The organism is Arthrobacter sp. FW306-04-A, assembly GCF_044358315.1.
Taxonomy (GTDB): Bacteria; Actinomycetota; Actinomycetes; order Actinomycetales; family Micrococcaceae; genus Arthrobacter.
Map to the genome: position 1 here is coordinate 1,748,895 of NZ_CP084559.1, position 17,626 is coordinate 1,766,520.

The 17,626-nt window shown below is 63.0% G+C and carries 16 protein-coding genes and 5 tRNA genes; 7 read left to right on the plus strand and 14 right to left on the minus strand.

Annotated features, from left to right (window positions below; all coding sequences use genetic code 11):
* Positions 1-34: 34 nt before the first annotated feature.
* The 4 genes from LFT43_RS07960 to LFT43_RS07975 all read right to left on the minus strand — a co-directional run bounded on the left by LFT43_RS07960 (position 35) and on the right by LFT43_RS07975 (position 3,317).
* Positions 35-766, minus strand: coding sequence for an SDR family oxidoreductase (locus tag LFT43_RS07960; protein ID WP_395802052.1), 732 nt, complete (start codon positions 764-766; stop codon positions 35-37).
* Positions 766-2,133: a DUF6421 family protein gene (locus tag LFT43_RS07965; RefSeq protein ID WP_395802054.1), complete on the minus strand. Its 1,368-nt coding sequence runs from the start codon at positions 2,131-2,133 to the stop codon at positions 766-768. Before LFT43_RS07965 ends, LFT43_RS07960 begins: the two co-directional genes overlap by 1 nt.
* Positions 2,134-2,320: 187 nt before the next feature.
* Entirely contained in the window at positions 2,321-2,812 is a 492-nt protein-coding gene (gene msrB, locus LFT43_RS07970; RefSeq protein ID WP_395802056.1) for a peptide-methionine (R)-S-oxide reductase MsrB, read from the minus strand.
* Between the two features lie 13 nt (positions 2,813-2,825).
* A complete protein-coding gene (locus LFT43_RS07975; protein WP_395802058.1) occupies positions 2,826-3,317 on the minus strand; it encodes a hypothetical protein in 492 nt (163 codons plus the stop codon).
* 154 nt (positions 3,318-3,471) lie between these two features.
* Between LFT43_RS07975 and LFT43_RS07980 the strand changes: the two genes are divergently transcribed.
* Complete coding sequence (locus LFT43_RS07980; RefSeq protein ID WP_395802060.1) at positions 3,472-4,722, plus strand: alpha/beta hydrolase family protein; 1,251 nt, start codon at positions 3,472-3,474, stop codon at positions 4,720-4,722.
* Positions 4,723-4,766: 44 nt separating this feature from the next.
* On the opposite strand, the gene ybaK is transcribed toward LFT43_RS07980, so the two are convergent.
* The 3 genes from ybaK to LFT43_RS07995 all read right to left on the minus strand — a co-directional run bounded on the left by ybaK (position 4,767) and on the right by LFT43_RS07995 (position 6,730).
* Positions 4,767-5,258 carry a Cys-tRNA(Pro) deacylase gene (gene ybaK, locus LFT43_RS07985; protein ID WP_395802062.1) on the minus strand — a complete coding sequence of 164 codons (492 nt, stop codon included), beginning with the start codon at positions 5,256-5,258 and terminating at the stop codon, positions 4,767-4,769.
* An 18-nt stretch (positions 5,259-5,276) separates the two neighbouring features.
* Positions 5,277-5,732 (minus strand): SufE family protein, encoded by a 456-nt coding sequence (locus LFT43_RS07990; protein ID WP_395802064.1) that lies wholly within the window; start codon positions 5,730-5,732, stop codon positions 5,277-5,279.
* Positions 5,733-5,806: 74 nt separating this feature from the next.
* Positions 5,807-6,730: a sulfurtransferase gene (locus LFT43_RS07995; RefSeq protein WP_395802066.1), complete on the minus strand. Its 924-nt coding sequence runs from the start codon at positions 6,728-6,730 to the stop codon at positions 5,807-5,809.
* A 208-nt stretch (positions 6,731-6,938) separates the two neighbouring features.
* On the opposite strand from LFT43_RS07995, the gene zapE reads away from it, so the two are divergent.
* Entirely contained in the window at positions 6,939-7,976 is a 1,038-nt protein-coding gene (zapE, locus tag LFT43_RS08000) for a cell division protein ZapE (protein ID WP_395802068.1), read from the plus strand.
* Here the strand turns inward: zapE and LFT43_RS08005 are convergent.
* The 6 genes from LFT43_RS08005 to LFT43_RS08030 all read right to left on the minus strand — a co-directional run bounded on the left by LFT43_RS08005 (position 7,973) and on the right by LFT43_RS08030 (position 11,800).
* Positions 7,973-9,190, minus strand: coding sequence for a benzoate/H(+) symporter BenE family transporter (locus tag LFT43_RS08005; protein WP_395802070.1), 1,218 nt, complete (start codon positions 9,188-9,190; stop codon positions 7,973-7,975). The genes zapE and LFT43_RS08005 overlap by 4 nt on opposite strands.
* Before the next feature lie 492 nt (positions 9,191-9,682).
* Positions 9,683-11,092 (minus strand): amino acid permease, encoded by a 1,410-nt coding sequence (locus tag LFT43_RS08010; RefSeq protein WP_395802965.1) that lies wholly within the window; start codon positions 11,090-11,092, stop codon positions 9,683-9,685.
* A gap of 259 nt (positions 11,093-11,351) precedes the next feature.
* Positions 11,352-11,427, minus strand: a tRNA-Gly gene (locus LFT43_RS08015).
* Positions 11,428-11,485: 58 nt separating this feature from the next.
* Positions 11,486-11,560 (minus strand) — tRNA-Val (locus LFT43_RS08020).
* Between the two features lie 41 nt (positions 11,561-11,601).
* A tRNA-Cys gene (locus LFT43_RS08025) sits at positions 11,602-11,672 on the minus strand.
* 55 nt (positions 11,673-11,727) lie between these two features.
* Positions 11,728-11,800 (minus strand) — tRNA-Gly (locus LFT43_RS08030).
* A gap of 327 nt (positions 11,801-12,127) precedes the next feature.
* Between LFT43_RS08030 and LFT43_RS08035 the strand changes: the two genes are divergently transcribed.
* Positions 12,128-12,202: transfer RNA gene (locus LFT43_RS08035), tRNA-Val, on the plus strand.
* A gap of 76 nt (positions 12,203-12,278) precedes the next feature.
* Here LFT43_RS08035 and LFT43_RS08040 read toward each other — a convergent pair.
* Positions 12,279-13,427 carry a GGDEF domain-containing protein gene (locus LFT43_RS08040; RefSeq protein ID WP_395802072.1) on the minus strand — a complete coding sequence of 383 codons (1,149 nt, stop codon included), beginning with the start codon at positions 13,425-13,427 and terminating at the stop codon, positions 12,279-12,281.
* A gap of 148 nt (positions 13,428-13,575) precedes the next feature.
* On the opposite strand from LFT43_RS08040, the gene LFT43_RS08045 reads away from it, so the two are divergent.
* Genes LFT43_RS08045 through LFT43_RS08060 form a run of 4 tightly spaced genes read left to right on the plus strand, consistent with a single transcriptional unit; the run spans position 13,576 to position 17,538 of the window.
* Positions 13,576-14,457: a cytochrome gene (locus LFT43_RS08045; protein WP_395802074.1), complete on the plus strand. Its 882-nt coding sequence runs from the start codon at positions 13,576-13,578 to the stop codon at positions 14,455-14,457.
* Positions 14,458-14,507: 50 nt separating this feature from the next.
* Positions 14,508-15,074, plus strand: a complete 567-nt coding sequence (gene def / locus LFT43_RS08050) for a peptide deformylase (protein WP_395802076.1) — start codon at positions 14,508-14,510, stop codon at positions 15,072-15,074.
* The gene (gene fmt / locus LFT43_RS08055) at positions 15,071-15,991 is read left to right on the plus strand and encodes a methionyl-tRNA formyltransferase (protein WP_395802078.1); all 921 of its coding nucleotides are present in this window, start codon (positions 15,071-15,073) and stop codon (positions 15,989-15,991) included. Before def ends, fmt begins: the two co-directional genes overlap by 4 nt.
* Positions 15,988-17,538 carry an RsmB/NOP family class I SAM-dependent RNA methyltransferase gene (locus LFT43_RS08060; RefSeq protein ID WP_395802080.1) on the plus strand — a complete coding sequence of 517 codons (1,551 nt, stop codon included), beginning with the start codon at positions 15,988-15,990 and terminating at the stop codon, positions 17,536-17,538. The genes fmt and LFT43_RS08060 overlap by 4 nt, the downstream gene beginning before the upstream one ends.
* Positions 17,539-17,626: the final 88 nt, after the last annotated feature.

A 17,626-nucleotide genomic window follows, 5' to 3' on the forward strand; every position in this document is an offset into this window, starting at 1 on the left:
TAGTGCTCGTCACTTGTTCATTCACGCTTTCAGTCTATTTGGCCAGGAGGAGGCGCTGTCCGTTCAGTTCCGCTGCCGGCTTGTCGAAGAGCCCGACGGCGGACGCCGCCAGTTCCTCTACGCCCGTGTATCCGGGGAATTTCCGTTCGGGATGTTCCCTCCGCGTCGCCGCGTCCAGCAGTGCCTTGACCACAAAGACGACGGCCGCGCTGTGCTGATCCGTCGGTTCATCCTTGTTGCCCGCCTGGGCGCGGTGGAATCCGTCGGCCACGGCCAGGGTCCAAGTCTCTGCGGCAGCCTTGGCCGCCGCGTAGCTCGCGGCTCCGGCAGTTGGTGCGGCGACCGCGGTCGAACTCACCATGGCGAAGCGTCCCCGCGGGGAGGTCTCAAGATCCTTGTAGAAGATCCGCGAAACGTTCCTCAGCGTGGTGATGGCACTCTGTTCAAGGGCATCCCAGTCTTCGTCGGGCTGGTCTTCGATACCCTTGGCGCCCCGCCACCCGCCCACGAGGTGGATGACGCCGTCGACCCGTTCCGTGCTCCCGTGGATTTTCGAGGCGAGCTCCCGGACGGACTCAAGCTTGGAAAGATCGCAGACGAGGGGGATGACGCCGTCGCCCGCTTGTGCCGCCGCAGCCTTGATACGAGCCTGATCCGAACCGACGGTAAATACCTGGTGCCCGGCCAGCGCGAAGGCGCGGGCGACAGCAATGCCGGAGGAATTGCTGCCACCTGTGACCACGACGGTCAGTGGTTCCTCGGCCATCAGGCTGCGGTCATTCCGGTCATGCCGCTGGTTGACTCGATGATTGGACGCATTTTCTTCTCCAGCGCTTCGTAGAACATGGACAGCGGGAATTCGTCGTCGAGGACCTGGTCGGTGAGGCCGCGGGGCGGCCCGTCAAGTGGCAGTGCCTCAGGGCCCTTCGCCCAGACCGATGCCGGGTGGGGAGTGACCGTACCGGAAATGAGCTTATACGCCGCGAGCCAGTGGGCAGCCTTGGGGCGGTCGATGGAGCGCCAGTACAGTTCCTCGATCCGGGCGCCTAGCTCGACGACGACGGCGGCGGCCTCGTCCCAGTCGATGCTGAGCTTGCTGTCTGTCCAGTGCAGGACGTGGTGCTGGTGCATCCAGGCAAAGAGGAGCTGGCCGCCTAGGCCGTCGTAGTTGCGGACCCGGTTGCCCGTGACGGCGAAGCGGAAAATACGGTCGAAGATGACAGCGTACTGGACGAGCTTCGCGTGGCGTCGGGCGTCAAGGGAAGCCTCCTCATCCTTCTCGATCCGGACGGATTCGCGGAAGGCCGTCAGGTCGCAGCGGAGCTCTTCGAGCGAATAGAGGAAAAACGGCATCCGCTGCTTGATCATGAACGGGTCGAACGGGAGGTCGCCGCGCATGTGGGTACGGTCATGGATCAGGTCCCACATGACGAACGTCCGCTGCGTGAGTTCCTGGTCATCCAACAGCTCTGCCGCATCCGCCGGCAGCTCAAGGGATGTTGTTGCCGCGGCTGCCTTGAGGACACGGCGGAAGCGCGCGGCCTCGCGGTCAGCGAAGATGGCGCCCCACGTGAAGGCAGGCGTCTGCCTCACGGCGACGGTCTCGGGAAAGAGCACGGCCGAATTGGTGTCGTACCCAGGGGTGAAGTCCAGGAACCGGATGGGCACGAACAGCTTGTTGGAGTAGTCGCCCGCTTCCAATGCGCCGATGAACTCAGGCCAGATCACCTCGATCAGGACAGCTTCCACGAGGCGGCTCGTGCTGCCGTTCTGGGTGTACATGGGGAACACGACAAGGTGCTGGAGCCCGTCTTCGCGGTGTTCCTGGGGCTGAAAGGCCAGGAGGGAGTCGAGGAAGTCCGGGACTCCGAAACCGACATCGGCCCAACGGCCGAAATCCGTGACCAAGAGCTCAAGGTACGCAGAGTCGTGGGGGAACGCAGGAGCCAGGCTCTTGATGGCCTCGATGATGGCGGCCGTGTACTCCCGGGCAGCCTGGTGGTGCACGGAATCCTGGATGGACCCGTCCTGGCCCTGGAACGCCTGGAGGGCAGTCGCTGCGGACTTCAGGGAGATCCAGTCCCGGTTATCAGACGTGATGCGCGGACGGGCGGTGGTTGCGGTGGTGGTCATCGTCGATGGTGCCTTCCTCAAGAAATGTTGTTCTGAGGTGAGCGTAGCAAGCGGTCAGAGTCACTAATTCAAAAGATGCCCGAGCATAAGAAGCTCTTGTGCAAGTGGTTCCGGCGGCCCCCGGAAGATCCAGCCCGGGGAGGGCTGGCCGTGGGGACCGCCGGTGCCTTACTGCGCTGTGCCGACCTTACTGCGATGTGGGGGCCTCGACGAGCTTGAGCGAAACGGAATTAATGCAGTACCGCTGGTCAGTCGGCGTGCCGTAGCCCTCGCCATCGAAAACGTGGCCCAAGTGAGAATCGCAATTGGCGCATCGGACCTCTACGCGTTCCATGCCCAAAGTACGGTCATGGATGTACCTGACGGTGCCCTCGGCGAGAGGTGCCCAAAACGACGGCCAACCGCAATGCGAATCGAATTTCTCGTTGCTGGTGAAAAGCTCCGCGCCGCAGGCCCGGCATTGGTACACCCCGGCGGTATGTGTGTCCCAATATTCACCCGCATACGGGCGTTCCGTACCGGCCTGGCGCAGGACCCTGAACTCTTCCGGGGTCAGCTCTTCGCGCCACTCCGCCTCGGTTTTCTCCACGCATTGCCCGTCCTTCGGAACCTCCTGGAGAGGAACCCCGGCCAAGGGGTCCGCGGCTTGGAAGTACTTCCTGTTATCTGCAGTGGTCATGTTCTCTCAACGTTCACGAGTCACCGATAAATCCCGAGCCAGCGTAAAGATGCAGCACGGGCAGGCCCAACTGGTCCTGGGCCTTGTTCGCCCAATCTGTGTGGAAGGTATCTGCAATAGCGTGTGGACGGGTGACCACCACTGCCTGTGCGGCATTCAGCGCCTTGACCTTGGACACCAGGCCGGCAACCGCACCGCCGTCGACGATTTCACCTGTGACCCCGCCACCTAGCCCCTCCAAGGTAGCGAGCGACGCGGACAAGGCCTCCGCGGCCTGCGCCCGCTCCGACTGGGGATCCGGTGCCTGTGCGACAAGGTCCCGGAAGGCTTTGGCTAGTTCGAGCATCGAAAGGTTTTCGAGGAAGTCGACCAGCAAATGCCTTTCGGTGTTCGCCGGCACCAGCACCACCAGGGGCGAGTCGCCGCCGTCGAGCAGTTTGGCAATATTGGCGCGTTCGTCCGGGCCGAGAGGCTCTTCGGTAAGGATGACGATTGGATCACTCATGGCTACAGCGTAGACCTGAGGCGCACAGGGTGGCACGGATTCGCACCGGCAATTCTGTTCTCGCCGCTGCGTCGCGGTGGCTGTGCCAGCCGGGACGCAACGCTGACAGTCGGTGCTGTTCAAGTGACAGCCCCGTAACGGGGACAATGGTCACATGGCATCCAAGACCCCACCTGCCCCAGCCGTAGTGAACGGTGCGAAAATGTCTGTCCCCGCCAAATGGGCTGTCGGGGGGATCATTGCTGGAAGCGGTATTGCGGGCCTGCTGGGCGCGGGATCTTCGGCGCTCGCAGCCTATTTCGCCCGGCGCGTCATCACCCCTTCAGTACGCGAGGCGGATCAGGAAGTGCTGGCGGTGGTGCGCGGTGACAACGGACTTCAGATCATCCTCGCAGCTACCCCGGACACCACGATCGACGGAGTGTTCAGCCTCTTTTTTGCCGGGGGGACAGGGTTCGCGCGGATCGGCCGGATCGTGTCATATTCGCCCGCAGAGCGCACTGTGCAGCGCGAAGTCGAGGAAGTCTACAGCGGGGATCTGTCTACGGCCCGTCGTGGATGGTGGAGCGGTGCGGTCTACAACTCCCCGGCGGCACTTGGCTTGGACTCCGAAGACGTACAGATTGACGTCGAGGGCGGCCAAGCCCCGGCTTGGCTGATCCCTTCCGGCGCGGGGAAGCCCGCGAAGGTGTGGGCCATCATGGTCCATGGCCGGGGTGCTACGCGCCTCGAAGGCCTGCGCGCCGTGCGCACCGCGCGCGAACTCGGACTCGACAGCCTGCTGGTTTCCTACCGGAACGACGGCTTGGCACCGTCTGCCCCGGACGGGCGTTACGGCTTGGGGTCCACGGAGTGGCGCGACGTCGATGCCGCCATTGAGCACGCACTCGCCCGTGGCGCGCATGAGGTGGTCCTGTTCGGGTGGTCGATGGGCGGTGCAATCTGCCTGCAGACGGCCGACCTTTCCCACCATCGCCATGTCATCAGGGCCATGGTTTTGGACGCGCCGGTGATCAATTGGGTCAACGTCCTTGCGCACCACGCGCAAATCAACAGGATTCCCTACGCGGTGGGTCGCTACGGGCAGCTGATGTTGGCGCACCCCCTTGGCCGGCGCATCACGGGCCTCGCCGCTCCCGTTGACTTGAAGGCAATGGACTGGGATTCGCGTGCCGTCGAACTTCGTACACCGACGCTGGTGATCCACAGTGTGGACGATGAGTACGTTCCGTACGGACCTTCGGCCAGTCTCGCCGAAAAGAATCCGGACATGGTCACTTTTGAAGCCTTTGAAGGAGCCCGACACACCAAAGAGTGGAATGTGGATCCGCAGAAGTGGGAGCGGCTGGTTCGCTCGTGGTTGGCGCCGAGGCTCGCGCCACGAGGCGGGCCGGCGTCCGATTGACCTGCAGCCGGGAGCTCAGCCGCCTGTGGGTACCCGAGCGTTTGCTAGTGGCTCCCGATCGGGGCAGTCCGGGCGTTCGTGAGCCGGATCAGGTCCGCAGGGTCCAGTTCGATGTCCAGGCCGCGCCGTCCACCGGAAACAAGGACTGTCCCGAAGGCTAACGCGGATTCGTCGAGCACCGTGGGTGAAGACTGACGTTGGCCAAGCGGCGAAATCCCGCCCAGTACGTAGCCGGTGCGTCGCTCGGCCGCCTTGGGATCGGCCATGGTGGCCTTCTTCGATCCGAGCGCGGCGGCGAGCGCTTTGAGATCAAGGCTTCCACTGACCGGAACGATGCCCACTGCAAGCTTGCCTTCGACGTCCACCATCAAAGTCTTGAACACCCGATCGGGATCGATTCCCAGGACCTCGGCCGCTTCAAGTCCGTAGCTGGCTGCCGACGGATCGTGCGTGTACGGGTGCAGGGTGAAAGGAACGCCGGCCGCAGCCAGTACGGCTGTGGCCGGCGTTCCCTGTGAAGCCTGTTTCTTGGCCATTCTCGGTAGTATCCCGGATCAGGACAGCAAGCGGTCCGCCGCGGCGACTTTGCGCTTGATCCGCCCCAGCATGGCCGTCATGCCACGCATGCGCAACGGTGTGATTGCCCGGGTGAGGCCCAGCAGTTCCGGCATGTCATCCGGAACAGCCAGGATCTGGGCGGCAGTCAGCCCGTCCAGGCCTTCGTGCAAAACGCCCGCAAAGCCGCGCGTGGTGGGCGCCTCCGGCGGTGCCTTGAAGAACAAACGGTAGGCGACGCCGTCGGGGTTCCTTTCCTGTTCAATGGTCAGGAAAAGTGGCGACTGGCACTCCACCACCCGCTCCAGGAGCTCAGGGTGGTCCAGCAGCCGATCCGGCAGGGCCGGGAGTCCACGGGAGAACTCAAGCAACAACTGCAGGCGGTCCGGCTCGGTTAGCGCCTGGAAGTCATCGACAATTTCCGCCAATGCGGCGGGCAAGGTATTGGTACTCATCACTTCCAGCTTACGCAAGTCAGGGCCGGTCCGGCGCCCGTTACTTCAATATGGCGCCGGCCGGAGACATCGGACTACTTTCCGGCAAGTAGAGGGACGGTACCCCGTTCGGCTCCCTTGACGATCGGGACGCGGACGGCATTGCCCCATTCGGTCCAGGAACCGTCGTAGTTGCGGACCGTTTCGAAGCCGAGCAGGTACTTCAGGGCGAACCAGGTGTGGCTGGAACGCTCGCCGATACGGCAGTACGCCACGACGTCGTCGCCCTCGGTGAGGCCGGCTTCGCCGAGGTAAAGAGCCTCAAGTTCCGTGCGGTTGCGGTACGTACCGTCCTCGGCCGCGGCGCGTGCCCACGGGATGGAAGCCGCGGTGGGAATGTGGCCGCCGCGCAGGGCGCCCTCTTCGGGGTAGGCCGGCATGTGCGTGCGCTGTCCCGTGTATTCCTCGGGGGAGCGGACGTCAATCAGCGGCTTTCCAAAGTGAGCCAGGACGTCATCCTTGAACGCGCGGATCGGGGCGTCGTTCCGTTCGATAGTGGGGTACTCGCTCGGTGTGGGCTGGGGGACATCGGTGCTGATATCACGGCCTTCGGCGATCCACTTGTCCCGGCCACCGTCCAGGAGCCGGACGTCTTCGTGGCCGAAGAGCGTGAAAACCCAGAGGGCATAGGCGGCCCACCAGTTGGATTTGTCGCCGTAGATCACCACGGTGGTCTCACGTGAGATTCCCTTGGCGGCTGCCAGCACTGCGAACGCCGCACCGTCGACGTAGTCGCGGGTGACTTCATCGTTCAGATCCGTGTGCCAATCAATCTTGACTGCGCCCGGGATGTGGCCTGTTTCGTACAGGAGGACGTCTTCGTCGGATTCGACAACCACCAGTTTGCCGTCGCCGAGTGCGCCGCCTTCCAGGGCTGCGGCAAGCCATTCGGTGGACACCAGCCGCTCGGGGTGGGCGTACGCGGCGAACTTCTCGTTCTGTTCAACGGGGTAGGACATTGGAATGGCCTTTCACTGACACTTTCACTGACACCGGGCGGCGCCGGGCGATAGGACGTGCCCGGCATTAATCCCACATTATCGAGGGCGAGGGACTAAAGCTCCTCCTCGTTCACATGGTGAAATATGGCCTTCATCACGTGTCCGCCAGGGCCATGCCATTGCCGGTATTCTTGCTGGGGACTTACGACACAAAGAACGGACCGCCTTGGTACAGATCGAACAGCTCGCCGCGCGCACGCCGGCGGTCTCTGCGGATGAGATTCTCAAAGGCTTTTACCCTTCGCCACGGTTCGGAGAGGTCTCCTTCAACAGCTACCGGCCGGATCCTAACCAGCCGAGCCAGGCGGCGGCAGTCAAGGCCCTGGAGGTGTTTGGGGCGACGGTAGGAGCCGGTGATGGCGACGGCCTGTTCAAGCGGCTTTTCGGCAAGAAGGTCAACGGCCGGGCTGGCATCTATCTCGACGGCGGATTCGGCGTTGGAAAGACCCACCTGCTGGCTTCCCTGTGGCACTCGGCTCCGGGGCCGAAAGCCTTCGGAACGTTCGTGGAGTACACCAACCTGGTGGGCGCCCTGTCCTTCCGCAAGACCGTGGAGGCTTTGAGCAGCTACAAGCTGGTCTGCATTGACGAGTTCGAGCTCGACGATCCAGGCGACACGGTACTGATGTCCCGCCTCATGCGTGAACTCGCCGACGCCGGTGTCAAGCTCGCCGCCACGTCCAACACTTTGCCGGGTTCACTGGGCGACGGACGATTTGCCGCCGTCGACTTCCAGCGGGAGATTCAGGTCCTCGCCGACCAGTTCGAAGTTGTCAGGATCGACGGCGAAGACTTCCGGCACCGCGGATTGCCCGCTGCGCCGGCACCGCTGAAGACCCAGGACCTCAAGCGTCAGATGCACGCCGAATTCGATGGCCAGACCGTGGCCGTAGACGACTTCCGGGGTTTGATCGACCATCTTGCCGGTGTCCACCCCAGCCGCTATCGCAAGCTGATCGCAGGAATCGATGCCGTCGTCTGGCGGGATGTGGAAACCATCACCGAGCAGGCTGTTGCCCTGCGCTTCGTGGTGCTGGCAGACCGTTTGTACGACAAGGACGTCCCGATCCTTGCCAGCGGTGTGCCTTTCGACAAGCTCTTCACCGAGGACATGATGACCGGCGGTTACATGAAGAAGTACTTCCGCGCCGTGTCCCGTCTGACCGCTCTGGCGCGTGAGGGCCAAAACCACGAACCCTCTTAGGGAGCGGGTTCCCGCTCTTTGAGTGCCCAACGCACCAGGATTCCGGCGGCCAGTGCCCAGAACGCAGCGCCGATCCCCGCGAAACTGAGGCCCGACGCAGCGATCAGGAACGTCACCGACGCTCCGATGCGCTCCTCGGCGACGGCCAGCGCCGAAGCGATGGCAGAGGCCATCGTGCCCAGGAGGGCCAAGCCTGCGACAGCTTCCAAGAGCCCCGGCGGTGCCGCCGCTACGACGGTCACGAGAGCTGCTGAAAAAGCTGCGAGGACGAGGTAGGCAAGGCCTGACGTGAAGGCCGCGATCCACCGCCGGCCCCGGTCCTCGCCAGCCTCTTCTCCAGCCGCCAGAGCAGCGCTTAGCGCGGCCAGGTTGATCGCATGCCCGCCAAAGGGTGCCCCGAGCGCTGTTCCTGCCCCGGTCACCAGCATCGACTGGCGCCAGGGGACCGTGTAGCCGAAGGACTTCAGTACGGCCACCCCCGGAATGTTCTGGGATGCCATGGTGACAATGAACAATGGCAGGGCGATGCCAGCTGCGCTGCTGAGCGTGAGAGCGGGGGTTGTCCAGTGCAACTCGGGCAGGAGGCGGTCCGCAGGAATACTCACGCCGTTCAGCACGATGTAGAAAGCAATGACGGCGAGGGCCACCAGCAGCGCCACGGGGACGGACCAGCGCGGTGCCAGCTTCATCATGATCAGCCAGCTCAGGATCACAGGAGCCACCAGCAGGGGAGCGGTGCCCAAGGCTTTGAAAGGGGCAAGGCAGAGGGACAGGAGAACCCCGGCGAGCATTGCCTGGGCGAGGGCCGTGGGAATCTTCGCGATCAGACTGCCGAGGGGTGGAATCAGCCCGGTTAGGGCGATCAGAACACCAGCGATGAGGAAGGCGCCGACGGCGGCCGGCCACCCGCCGTCGGGCGTTCCGGCGCCCGCGAGCAAGGCGGCGCCCGGCGTCGACCACGCGAGCGTGACCGGCAAACGCGACCACCAGGACAACCAGAGCACGCCGACGCCGAAAGTCAGGGTGAGGGCAAGGAGCCCGCTTGCGGCTTGCTCCTGGGTGGCACCAACGGCCCTCAGGCCCGCGAGCACCACAGCGAAGGAGGAAGTGAAGCCGACCAGCGCGGTGACGATTCCGGCCACAAGAGGGCGGGAGAACTGCCGTGAAGCGAAAGCTTGACGCGATTGCCCGGTGTGGAGAGGTGAAGCTGGCATAGTCCCTCACGTTACCGGAGCCGAGGCTCCTCGGCCGAGGCAGCAGTTGTTAAACGCCAAGGGCACCGGCGGCGCCTCGCGGCGGGACCGGTGCCCCGTTGACGTAGCTGTATTCGGGAGCTCTGGCCGGTGAAACCGGCTACGGAGCCTCATTAGTGGGGGGTGCGGTATAGGTCGGAACCCTGTCAGCGTCCCCGTCGAGGTCGCCCACGAAATCCGAAGCGGCTCTCTGAACCGCATCTACTTGATCGGTGAGATTTCACCGGTCGAGTCGGCGATGAAATCGCCGGCCTATTCGATGCCGTCCTTGATGGCTTCTTCTTTGCCACCGATGAGGTCCTGAACCTTGCCCTTCAGATCGTCAAGTAATCCCACGGGCACCTCCCTTCAATCGCGGAGCCAGTTCGCTCCTCCGTTCTCGATCCTAACCCGAGACCTTCGGAGGTGCCAAGGGATAATTTGACTGGGATGTCAAGCTCTTCTTCGAAGGGGTCACACCTGTTGGTGGCGCGGACTGTCCGGATTCATGAGCGAGTTCTTCCGGCCATAGCCGAAGTAGATCACCAAGCCGATGACCAGCCACACCACAAAGCGCAGCCAGGTTTCCCAGTGCAACTGGATCATGAGGAAGGCTGAGGCGAGGACGCCGAAGGCCGGAACCAGTGGCATGAGGGGCAACCTGAAAGTGCGGGGAGCGTCGGGCTTCTTGTAGCGGAAGACGATCACGGCCAAGCACACCACCACAAACGCCGCGAGTATGCCGATATTGGTCAGGTCGGCAACGGCTTTGATGGGAAAGACGCCCGCGAGCAAGGCCGAGGCGATGCCCGCGATCCAGGTGACGCGCTGTGGGGTTCCGTGCTTGTCTGTCCCGGCAAACCAGCCCGGGAGCAGGCCATCGCGGCTCATCGAGAACCAGACGCGTGTGACGCCCAACAGGAAGGTCAGCATCACCGTCAGGATGGACAGGACCGCGAAGACCGAGATGATGGTGGCGATGACGGGCAGTCCCACGCCGGTGAAGGCGGAAGCGAAACCTGCGGTGGGGTTGATGTCCTTGTAGTTCTGCATTCCGGTGAGCACCAGGGTCGCCGCAACGTAGAGGAGCATGGCGATGACAAGCGACAGCACAATGGCCTTCGGCATGTGCTTTTTGCCATCCGTGGCTTCTTCCGCCGCGGTACTCATGGCGTCGTACCCGAACACCGCGAAGAACACGGTGGCGGAGCCGGCCAGTACCGGACCGAAGCCGCTGGGCATGAACGGGTTGTAGTTATTGGTGTTGATGTAGAAAATGCCCAGGCCGATGATGAAGAGGATCAGGACGACCTTGATGGCCACGGCCACTAGTTCGAAGCGGCCAAATGCCTTGGTTCCACGGCTCAGGATCCAGGTCACCAGCAGGCAGACCAGGATGGCAGGCAGGTTGACGACGCCGCCCTTGCCTTCGTCCACCGTTGAAGTCATCCATGTGGGCATATGGATGCCGATCCCGGACAGGAATGCATCAAAGTAGCCGGAAATTCCGATCGCGACGACGGCGACAATCGCGATGTACTCAAGCAGCAGGTCCCAGCCGATGAACCAGCCGATGACCTCGCCCAGTGCAACGTAGCCGTAGGTGTAGGCCGAGCCGGCTCGAGGAATCATGCCAGCGAATTCTGCGTAGGAAAGCGCCGCGGCTGCCGAGGCAAGGCCTGCCACGAGGAACGAGACCAGCACGGCGGGGCCGACGCCTAGGGTGTCCTTGCTTCCATGGGCCACCAGGCCGGCCAAGGAGAAGATCCCGACGCCGATGATGCCGCCGACGCCGATGGCCGTGAGTTGCCAGAGGCCCAGACTCTTGAAGAGCCCGCTGTGCTTGCTTTCCTCCTCGATGTCGTCAATGGGTTTCTTCCTCATGATCGAACGGACGAGTGTTTGTTGATTCACCGTTTACTCCTGCCTGTTGGCGTGGACGAATTGGACCTGAAGAAAAGTATGCGATCTCAATCACATTGGATAAAGTGATTTTTGCTGAGTGATATTGATCAGTTCTGCCGATCATTTCGTTGGGCGGCTGCTGCGGGCCGCGGCCGCGGGCACAAAAAAAGCAGCTCTGCGGAGCCGCTTGGATGGTGGTGCCGTTCTGAATGCCGGCGATTGCCGGATATCGAAGGATTGGAGCGGACGACGAGATTCGAACTCGCGACATCCACCTTGGCAAGGTGGTGCTCTACCAGCTGAGCTACGTCCGCACATGATGACCATTCCGGCCTGGGCCCGACGTTCATCAACAAGCAAGTTGCCTTGCCTTGGTGGGCGATACTGGGATCGAACCAGTGACCTCTTCCGTGTCAGGGAAGCGCGCTACCGCTGCGCCAATCGCCCAAATGCTATCCGGCCTGGACCGGAAACCAAGGTTTTCACCGAGGTGGGTACGGGATTCGAACCCGTGTATACGGCTTTGCAGGCCGCTGCCTCGCCTCTCGGCCAACCCACCGTGTAAGCACGATTCCTGGGGTTCCAAGAAGTCAATGCCGTGACAGTGTCCTGCGAGCGGACGACGAGATTCGAACTCGCGACATCCACCTTGGCAAGGTGGTGCTCTACCAGCTGAGCTACGTCCGCATGGTCTTATTCGGCGGGCTGCCCGCAGGGGGCATTCCGTCGCTTTCCGACGAGTAAAAACTCTATAGGAGGTTCCGGCAAACTCCAAATCGCTTGGTCCGAATCGTGAGCAATGGACCCGAGTTCCTTGAATTGGCGCGGAATATTCGAGTTACATGGCTGTGATTCATCGGCAGTTTCGCGCCCGTCGGGGGCTGTGTTGAGCGGTGGAGAAGCTGGCTTGCCCTGTCCGATGCGTCAAGGAGGCCGGTGAGTTTCCGAGTGACTTTTCCTGCCGTTTTCCCGATTTTTGAATTCCGGCCGGGGTCGGTTAGTCTTCTTGTGCACGGGCGATTGGCGCAGTGGTAGCGCGCTTCGTTCACACCGAAGAGGTCACTGGTTCGAACCCAGTATCGCCCACCAAGGGAGGCCCTGCTTGAAACATGGTTCATGTTGCAAGCAGGGCCTCCTGTTGTTGCCCGCGAGTTCCCTGACCCGCTCATGAATGAGGGGCTGCCCCGACCACACGGTTCCGTCCGAGCGACTTGGCTTGGTAAAGGGCTGCATCTGCGGCAGCAATCATCGCGGACAGGTCGACGCCGTCGAGCGAGCTAGCGGTAACGCCGTAGCTTGCCGTTGGAATTTGCATGCCGGCGAGGCTTTTGGTTTCCGCGAGGGCGCGGCTGATGTCGGCAGCGATGTTTTCAGCCCGCTCCTGGCTTGCTCCAGGCAGGAGAAGGATGAACTCTTCGCCACCGTATCGTCCCACCAGGTCGGTGGACCGGACCGATTCCGTGCAGGCGGCCGCGAAGGCCTGGAGCGCGGCGTCACCGGCAGGATGGCCGTACTCATCATTGATCGATTTGAAGTGATCCAGGTCAGCCAAAATCAGCGAAGCAACTGAACTTGTGGTGTGCAGGCGCTGCAGTTCCTTGGTGGCCAAGTCCAGGAAGGTGCCACGGTTGAGGAGCCCGGTCAGGTTGTCAAGGGCGGCCCGTTCGCTTAGCCGGTTGATCAACTGGTCGTTGCTGAGGGCGGTCATGCTGAAGGACACGGCAACTAGGAGGATCAACGTGACCAGGCTGGCCATGGCCGGGCCAAAATACAAGCGGAAACTTGGGCCGGTTGGACCTTCGACGAGGTACACGGACAGGCGGCAGAAGTAGTAAGCCGCCAGGAATCCGGCGGCCAGTGCCATCGATTTGTGAACATGGGAGTAGCTGGAATCCAGCAACCACAGATCGCGGGACGCCAGCGCGATGCCCAGCGTCATGAATCCCAGATACACCAAGCCTCCGGACCATGTGTTGTAACCGGGGCTTTCCAATGCAGAGGCAAGGGCAGTGACGCCGCATGCAGCGGCAAATTGCCACCTTGGCGGCGGCAACTTCCTCAGGGAACGGGCGCCGGTCCACACGCTGAACGCTCCACCCACCAAGAGGACGTTTCCCGATGGATTTGCCCAGACTTGATGCGGTGTCCCGTTGAGAAGGAAGGCCAGGTTCCCTGAAAGGAAGAAAAGGAGGGCGATGCACCACCAACCGTTGTAGGACGACCGCGTGCGCCGAAATGATGCGTAGAACAGGAGGAGCAGGGTAAAAGCAACCACGCCAAGAGCCACTCGCAGCGTTGTTATATCGAGGCCCATTGTTCGCTCCCGTATCCGAGGACGTGACCAATTATGGCATCGCGGGTCAAGGAAACCGGTGCGCCGTGCGGGAGTGCCTGATTCGTTACGCGGTTTAGTCACGACGATTCCGCATCTTCTTGTCAGCGGTGTGTGAAAGAGTTTTCCCATGACAGATCCACTGCTTGCCCACGCCACCGAATACGGCCGGATGTATGCCCGGTCCACGTCTGAGTCCTTCTCAGTCCCCTCCATCACCACGGTGATCGGCCAGCAGGCCCACTCCCTGGACGGCTGGTTCGGCTACATGGGTGCAAGTAGCCTGGCGAAAGACCCGGAACTTCAACAGCATCTCTCCAGTCCTGCCAAGATGCGGCAGGCCGTCAACAAAGCAGCCAAAGCGGCCGAGGTTTACCGGGACGACGCCGCACGCCGCGGCGACCGCGTCCATAACTACTGCGAACAAGTAGCCCTCCAGGCCCTCGGACGTCCGCACCGAGCGAAGGAAGCCCGGGAAGAGCTTGCCTCAAACGGCGAAGAAGCATTCGCGGCTCGCTTCGACGAATGGTGGGAGTTATACAGGGTGGAGCCCATTGCACCTGAAATCACGGTGTGGAACTCAAGCGTCGGTTACGCCGGGACACTGGACCTCGTCGCCAAAATCAACGGCCGGATCTGCTTGATCGACTACAAGACCAAAGGCACCACTCGGGATGGAACCGTTAAACCCCTCGACGACAAAGTGGTGATGCAATTGGTGGCCGGGATGAAGGCCGAGGAAAGCCTTGTGGACCCGGTGGCAGGGGAGTGGGAGCCGTGGAAATACGGAGAGAACCCTGTTCTGCTTGCCGTGGCCATCGGCGAAACCGAAGTACGTCCCCAGCGGGCCAATCCGGACGTTCTCAAGCACCACTGGTGGAAGTTCTGCGCCTTGAAGAGGGTGTGGGAGATGTCTGCCGATGTTGGCGCAGCCGGAACGGCGCTGCTGCCGGTAGCTCCGCCGTCGTACCCCGCCATCGCGGCGCCCTCAGGCTCAACTAAACTGAACTAGGCCCCCTTTTGCGGGACCGAAGCTTTGCCGATCGTGAGGAAAGACAGCACATGGCCATTTTGAGTATCCGTATAATCGGCGATCCCGTGCTCCGCACGGTTGCTGATCCAGTCACGGAATTCGGGCCTGAGCTCGCCAAACTCGTGTCGGACATGACCGAAACCATGGAAGACGTGGACGGGGCCGGCCTCGCCGCCCCGCAGATCGGCGTCAGCCAGCGGGTCTTCACCTACCGGATCGGCGGAGTGGAAGGCCACATCATCAACCCCGTGCTGGAGAACAGCGATGACTTCCAGCCCGACGAAGTAGAGGGCTGCCTCTCCATTCCCGGACTCGCGTTCCCGGTTCGCCGCCGCAGGACCACTCGGGTCACGGGTGTGGATATCAACGGCAACCCCGTCGCGGTTGAGGCGGAGGGCATGCTCGCCCGCTGTTTCCAGCACGAAACCGACCACCTGGATGGCATCCTTTTCACGGACCGTTTGGAAGGGGAGGATCGCAAAACCGCCCTCCGAGCCATCCGCGCGGCAAACTACCATTCCGTCACGGAACAAACCACCGCCAAGCGGGCCAACACGGTGGGCTCCAGCTTCGGCAGTTTCGGGGCTGCCGAATGAGGGTGCTTTTCGCCGGCACCCCGGCCGTAGCCATCCCTTCCCTTGACGCATTGATCGAAGCAGGCTTCGAGATCGTGGCCGTGTTGACCAGGCCGGATGCTCCTACGGGCCGAAAACGTATCCTGACGCCGTCCCCCGTGGCAGCACGTGCGGCCGAACTTGGCATCGACATCATCCACGCCTCCAAGGTGGACGTCGAGACCACGGAGCGGATCGCGTCATATGAGCCGGACGTCGCCGCGATTGTCGCGTACGGGGGCCTGGTCCCCAAGGCCGCGCTCGGGGTGCCGCGCCATGGTTGGATCAACCTCCACTTCTCCCTCCTCCCTGCGTGGCGGGGCGCCGCACCGGTGCAGCGTTCACTCATCGCCGGTGACGACATCACCGGAGCGGCAACCTTTCTCCTCGAGGAAGGACTCGACACCGGACCCGTCTTCGGGACCTTGACGGAAATCGTGCGGCCCGATGACACCGCGGGCGACTTGCTGGAGAGGCTCTCGCTCAGCGGCGCGGTCCTGCTGAGCCAGACGCTCTCGGCCGTCGACGCCGGGAAAGCGACGCCCCAGCCCCAACAAGGCGATGTCTCGTTGGCCCCCAAACTTGCGCTCGACGACGGCCGGCTCGACTGGACGCAACCGGCCCTCGCAATCAACCGCAGATCCCGCGGCGTCACGCCGGAACCCGGAGCCTGGACCATGCTCGACGGGCAACGGGTTAAGCTCGAGCCGGTGGGCATGCGCCCGGACACCCGCGATCTTGCGCCGGGTCAGATTCGGGTTGACGGTAAGAACGTCCTGGTCGGGACCGGATCCCATGCAGTGCAGCTAGGGCGGATCCAGCCAGCAGGCAAGAAGATGATGCCGTCGGCCGATTGGGCCCGTGGTTTGGCAACACCAGAAAGCGTGGAATTCGAATGAGTGAGTCCGGCCGTCGCGGCCCTAACAACAGTGGGAACATGGACGGCGGAGGTCACGGCAACCGGGGTCCCCGCGGCGAGAGCAACCGCAACGCCCAAGGTCGTGAACGCAACCGGGGTCCGCAGCGCGGTTTCTCCGCAAACGCACCGTCCCAGCGGACCCGGCGCGCGGATCCGGCACGATTGGTGGCCTTCGAAGTTCTGCGCGCGGTCGCATCGGAAGACGCATACGCCAACCTCGTGCTGCCTTCACGGATCCGCCACCATCACCTGGACAAGCGCGACGCCGGATTCGCCACCGAGCTGAGTTACGGCGCCCTGCGCGGCCAGGGGATGTACGACGCCGTCCTCGCCAAATGTGTCGATCGGCCGCTTGACCAACTCGATCCGGCAGTCCTTGACGGGTTGCGGCTTGGTGCCCACCAACTGCTCGCCATGCGCGTGCCTGCCCACGCCGCACTCGACCAGACGGTAGGGCTGGCCCGCGCGGTCATCGGAGCCGGCCCGTCGTCGCTCATTAACGCAGTGCTCCGAAAAGTCACTGCCAGGACGCTGCCGGAGTGGCTCGACTACCTGCTGGAAGACGAGACCGACGAAACCAAGATCGCCTCCGTACGCCATGCGCACCCGGAATGGATCGTCAGGGCGCTGCGCCAGTCGCTCGTCATGCATGGCCGCCCCGCGAGCGAAATCACCGAACTGCTCGAAGCGGACAACGCAGCCCCCGTGGTGAACCTGGTGGCGCTGCCCGGCATCGGCAGCCTCGATGAAGCACTTGAGAGCGGGGCTACTCCCGGCGAACTCGTGATCGACTCGGCACTGTCGAGCGGCGGCGATCTCGGCCGGATGTCTTCCATCCGCGAAGGCACCACGCGCGTCCAGGACGTTGGATCCCAGTTGGTAGCCCGCGCCGTCGTGGGCGTTGACCTTGGGCATGTCGCCAAGGGTGGCGAGAAATGGCTGGACCTTTGCGCGGGCCCGGGTGGCAAGGCCGCGTTGCTGGCCGCCCTCGCCCATCAGGAAGGTGCCACGCTCTTGGCAAACGAACCGGCCCAACACCGGGCAAAGCTGGTCAGCCAGGCACTCTCGGCGGTTCCGGCGGACGCCTGGACCGTCCGGGTCGGCGACGGCCGCGACGTCGGGAAGGAACAAGCGGAGGCTTTCGATCGTGTGCTGGTCGACGTTCCCTGTAGCGGACTCGGCGCACTGCGCCGCCGTCCGGAGTCACGTTGGCGTAGGACCCCGAAGGACCTCGCCGATCTCGGTCCGCTGCAGCGTGAACTGCTCAACTCTGCCATCGACGCCGTGAAACCGGGCGGAGTGGTGGCGTACGTGACGTGCTCTCCGCACCCTGCCGAAACCACCGCCGTCGTCAGCGATGTCCTGCGCAAACGGGACGATTTGGAGCAGATCGATGCCGGCGCGGCCTTGGACGCAGTCAGCCTTTCCGGCAGCCTTGGCGCCGGGCATGAGTTGACCGCCCAACTGTGGCCACACGTGCATCAAACAGACGCGATGTTCCTGGCGCTGATCCGGAAGAAGCCGTAACCTTCGACGCCTTTCCCCGGCCAGACGACACTGCGTGCCTAAGCTGGAGAATTGCCAAAACCACCAGATCGCCACCAACACTGAGGGA

What these genes read in the sequence shown, in the direction of transcription:
- msrB (WP_395802056.1), bottom strand. Translation starts at nt 2,812, where the DNA reads ATGACCACTGCAGATAACAGGAAGTACTTCCAAGCCGCGGACCCCTTG.
- fmt (WP_395802078.1), top strand. Translation starts at nt 15,071, where the DNA reads ATGAGGGTGCTTTTCGCCGGCACCCCGGCCGTAGCCATCCCTTCCCTT.
- LFT43_RS08010 (WP_395802965.1), bottom strand. Translation starts at nt 11,092, where the DNA reads ATGAGGAAGAAACCCATTGACGACATCGAGGAGGAAAGCAAGCACAGC.
- LFT43_RS07960 (WP_395802052.1), bottom strand. Translation starts at nt 766, where the DNA reads ATGGCCGAGGAACCACTGACCGTCGTGGTCACAGGTGGCAGCAATTCC.
- LFT43_RS07975 (WP_395802058.1), bottom strand. Translation starts at nt 3,317, where the DNA reads ATGAGTGATCCAATCGTCATCCTTACCGAAGAGCCTCTCGGCCCGGAC.
- LFT43_RS07965 (WP_395802054.1), bottom strand. Translation starts at nt 2,133, where the DNA reads ATGACCACCACCGCAACCACCGCCCGTCCGCGCATCACGTCTGATAAC.
- ybaK (WP_395802062.1), bottom strand. Translation starts at nt 5,258, where the DNA reads ATGGCCAAGAAACAGGCTTCACAGGGAACGCCGGCCACAGCCGTACTG.
- LFT43_RS08045 (WP_395802074.1), top strand. Translation starts at nt 13,576, where the DNA reads ATGACAGATCCACTGCTTGCCCACGCCACCGAATACGGCCGGATGTAT.
- LFT43_RS08060 (WP_395802080.1), top strand. Translation starts at nt 15,988, where the DNA reads ATGAGTGAGTCCGGCCGTCGCGGCCCTAACAACAGTGGGAACATGGAC.
- LFT43_RS08040 (WP_395802072.1), bottom strand. Translation starts at nt 13,427, where the DNA reads ATGGGCCTCGATATAACAACGCTGCGAGTGGCTCTTGGCGTGGTTGCT.
- LFT43_RS07995 (WP_395802066.1), bottom strand. Translation starts at nt 6,730, where the DNA reads ATGTCCTACCCCGTTGAACAGAACGAGAAGTTCGCCGCGTACGCCCAC.
- LFT43_RS07980 (WP_395802060.1), top strand. Translation starts at nt 3,472, where the DNA reads ATGGCATCCAAGACCCCACCTGCCCCAGCCGTAGTGAACGGTGCGAAA.
- def (WP_395802076.1), top strand. Translation starts at nt 14,508, where the DNA reads ATGGCCATTTTGAGTATCCGTATAATCGGCGATCCCGTGCTCCGCACG.
- LFT43_RS07990 (WP_395802064.1), bottom strand. Translation starts at nt 5,732, where the DNA reads ATGAGTACCAATACCTTGCCCGCCGCATTGGCGGAAATTGTCGATGAC.
- LFT43_RS08005 (WP_395802070.1), bottom strand. Translation starts at nt 9,190, where the DNA reads ATGCCAGCTTCACCTCTCCACACCGGGCAATCGCGTCAAGCTTTCGCT.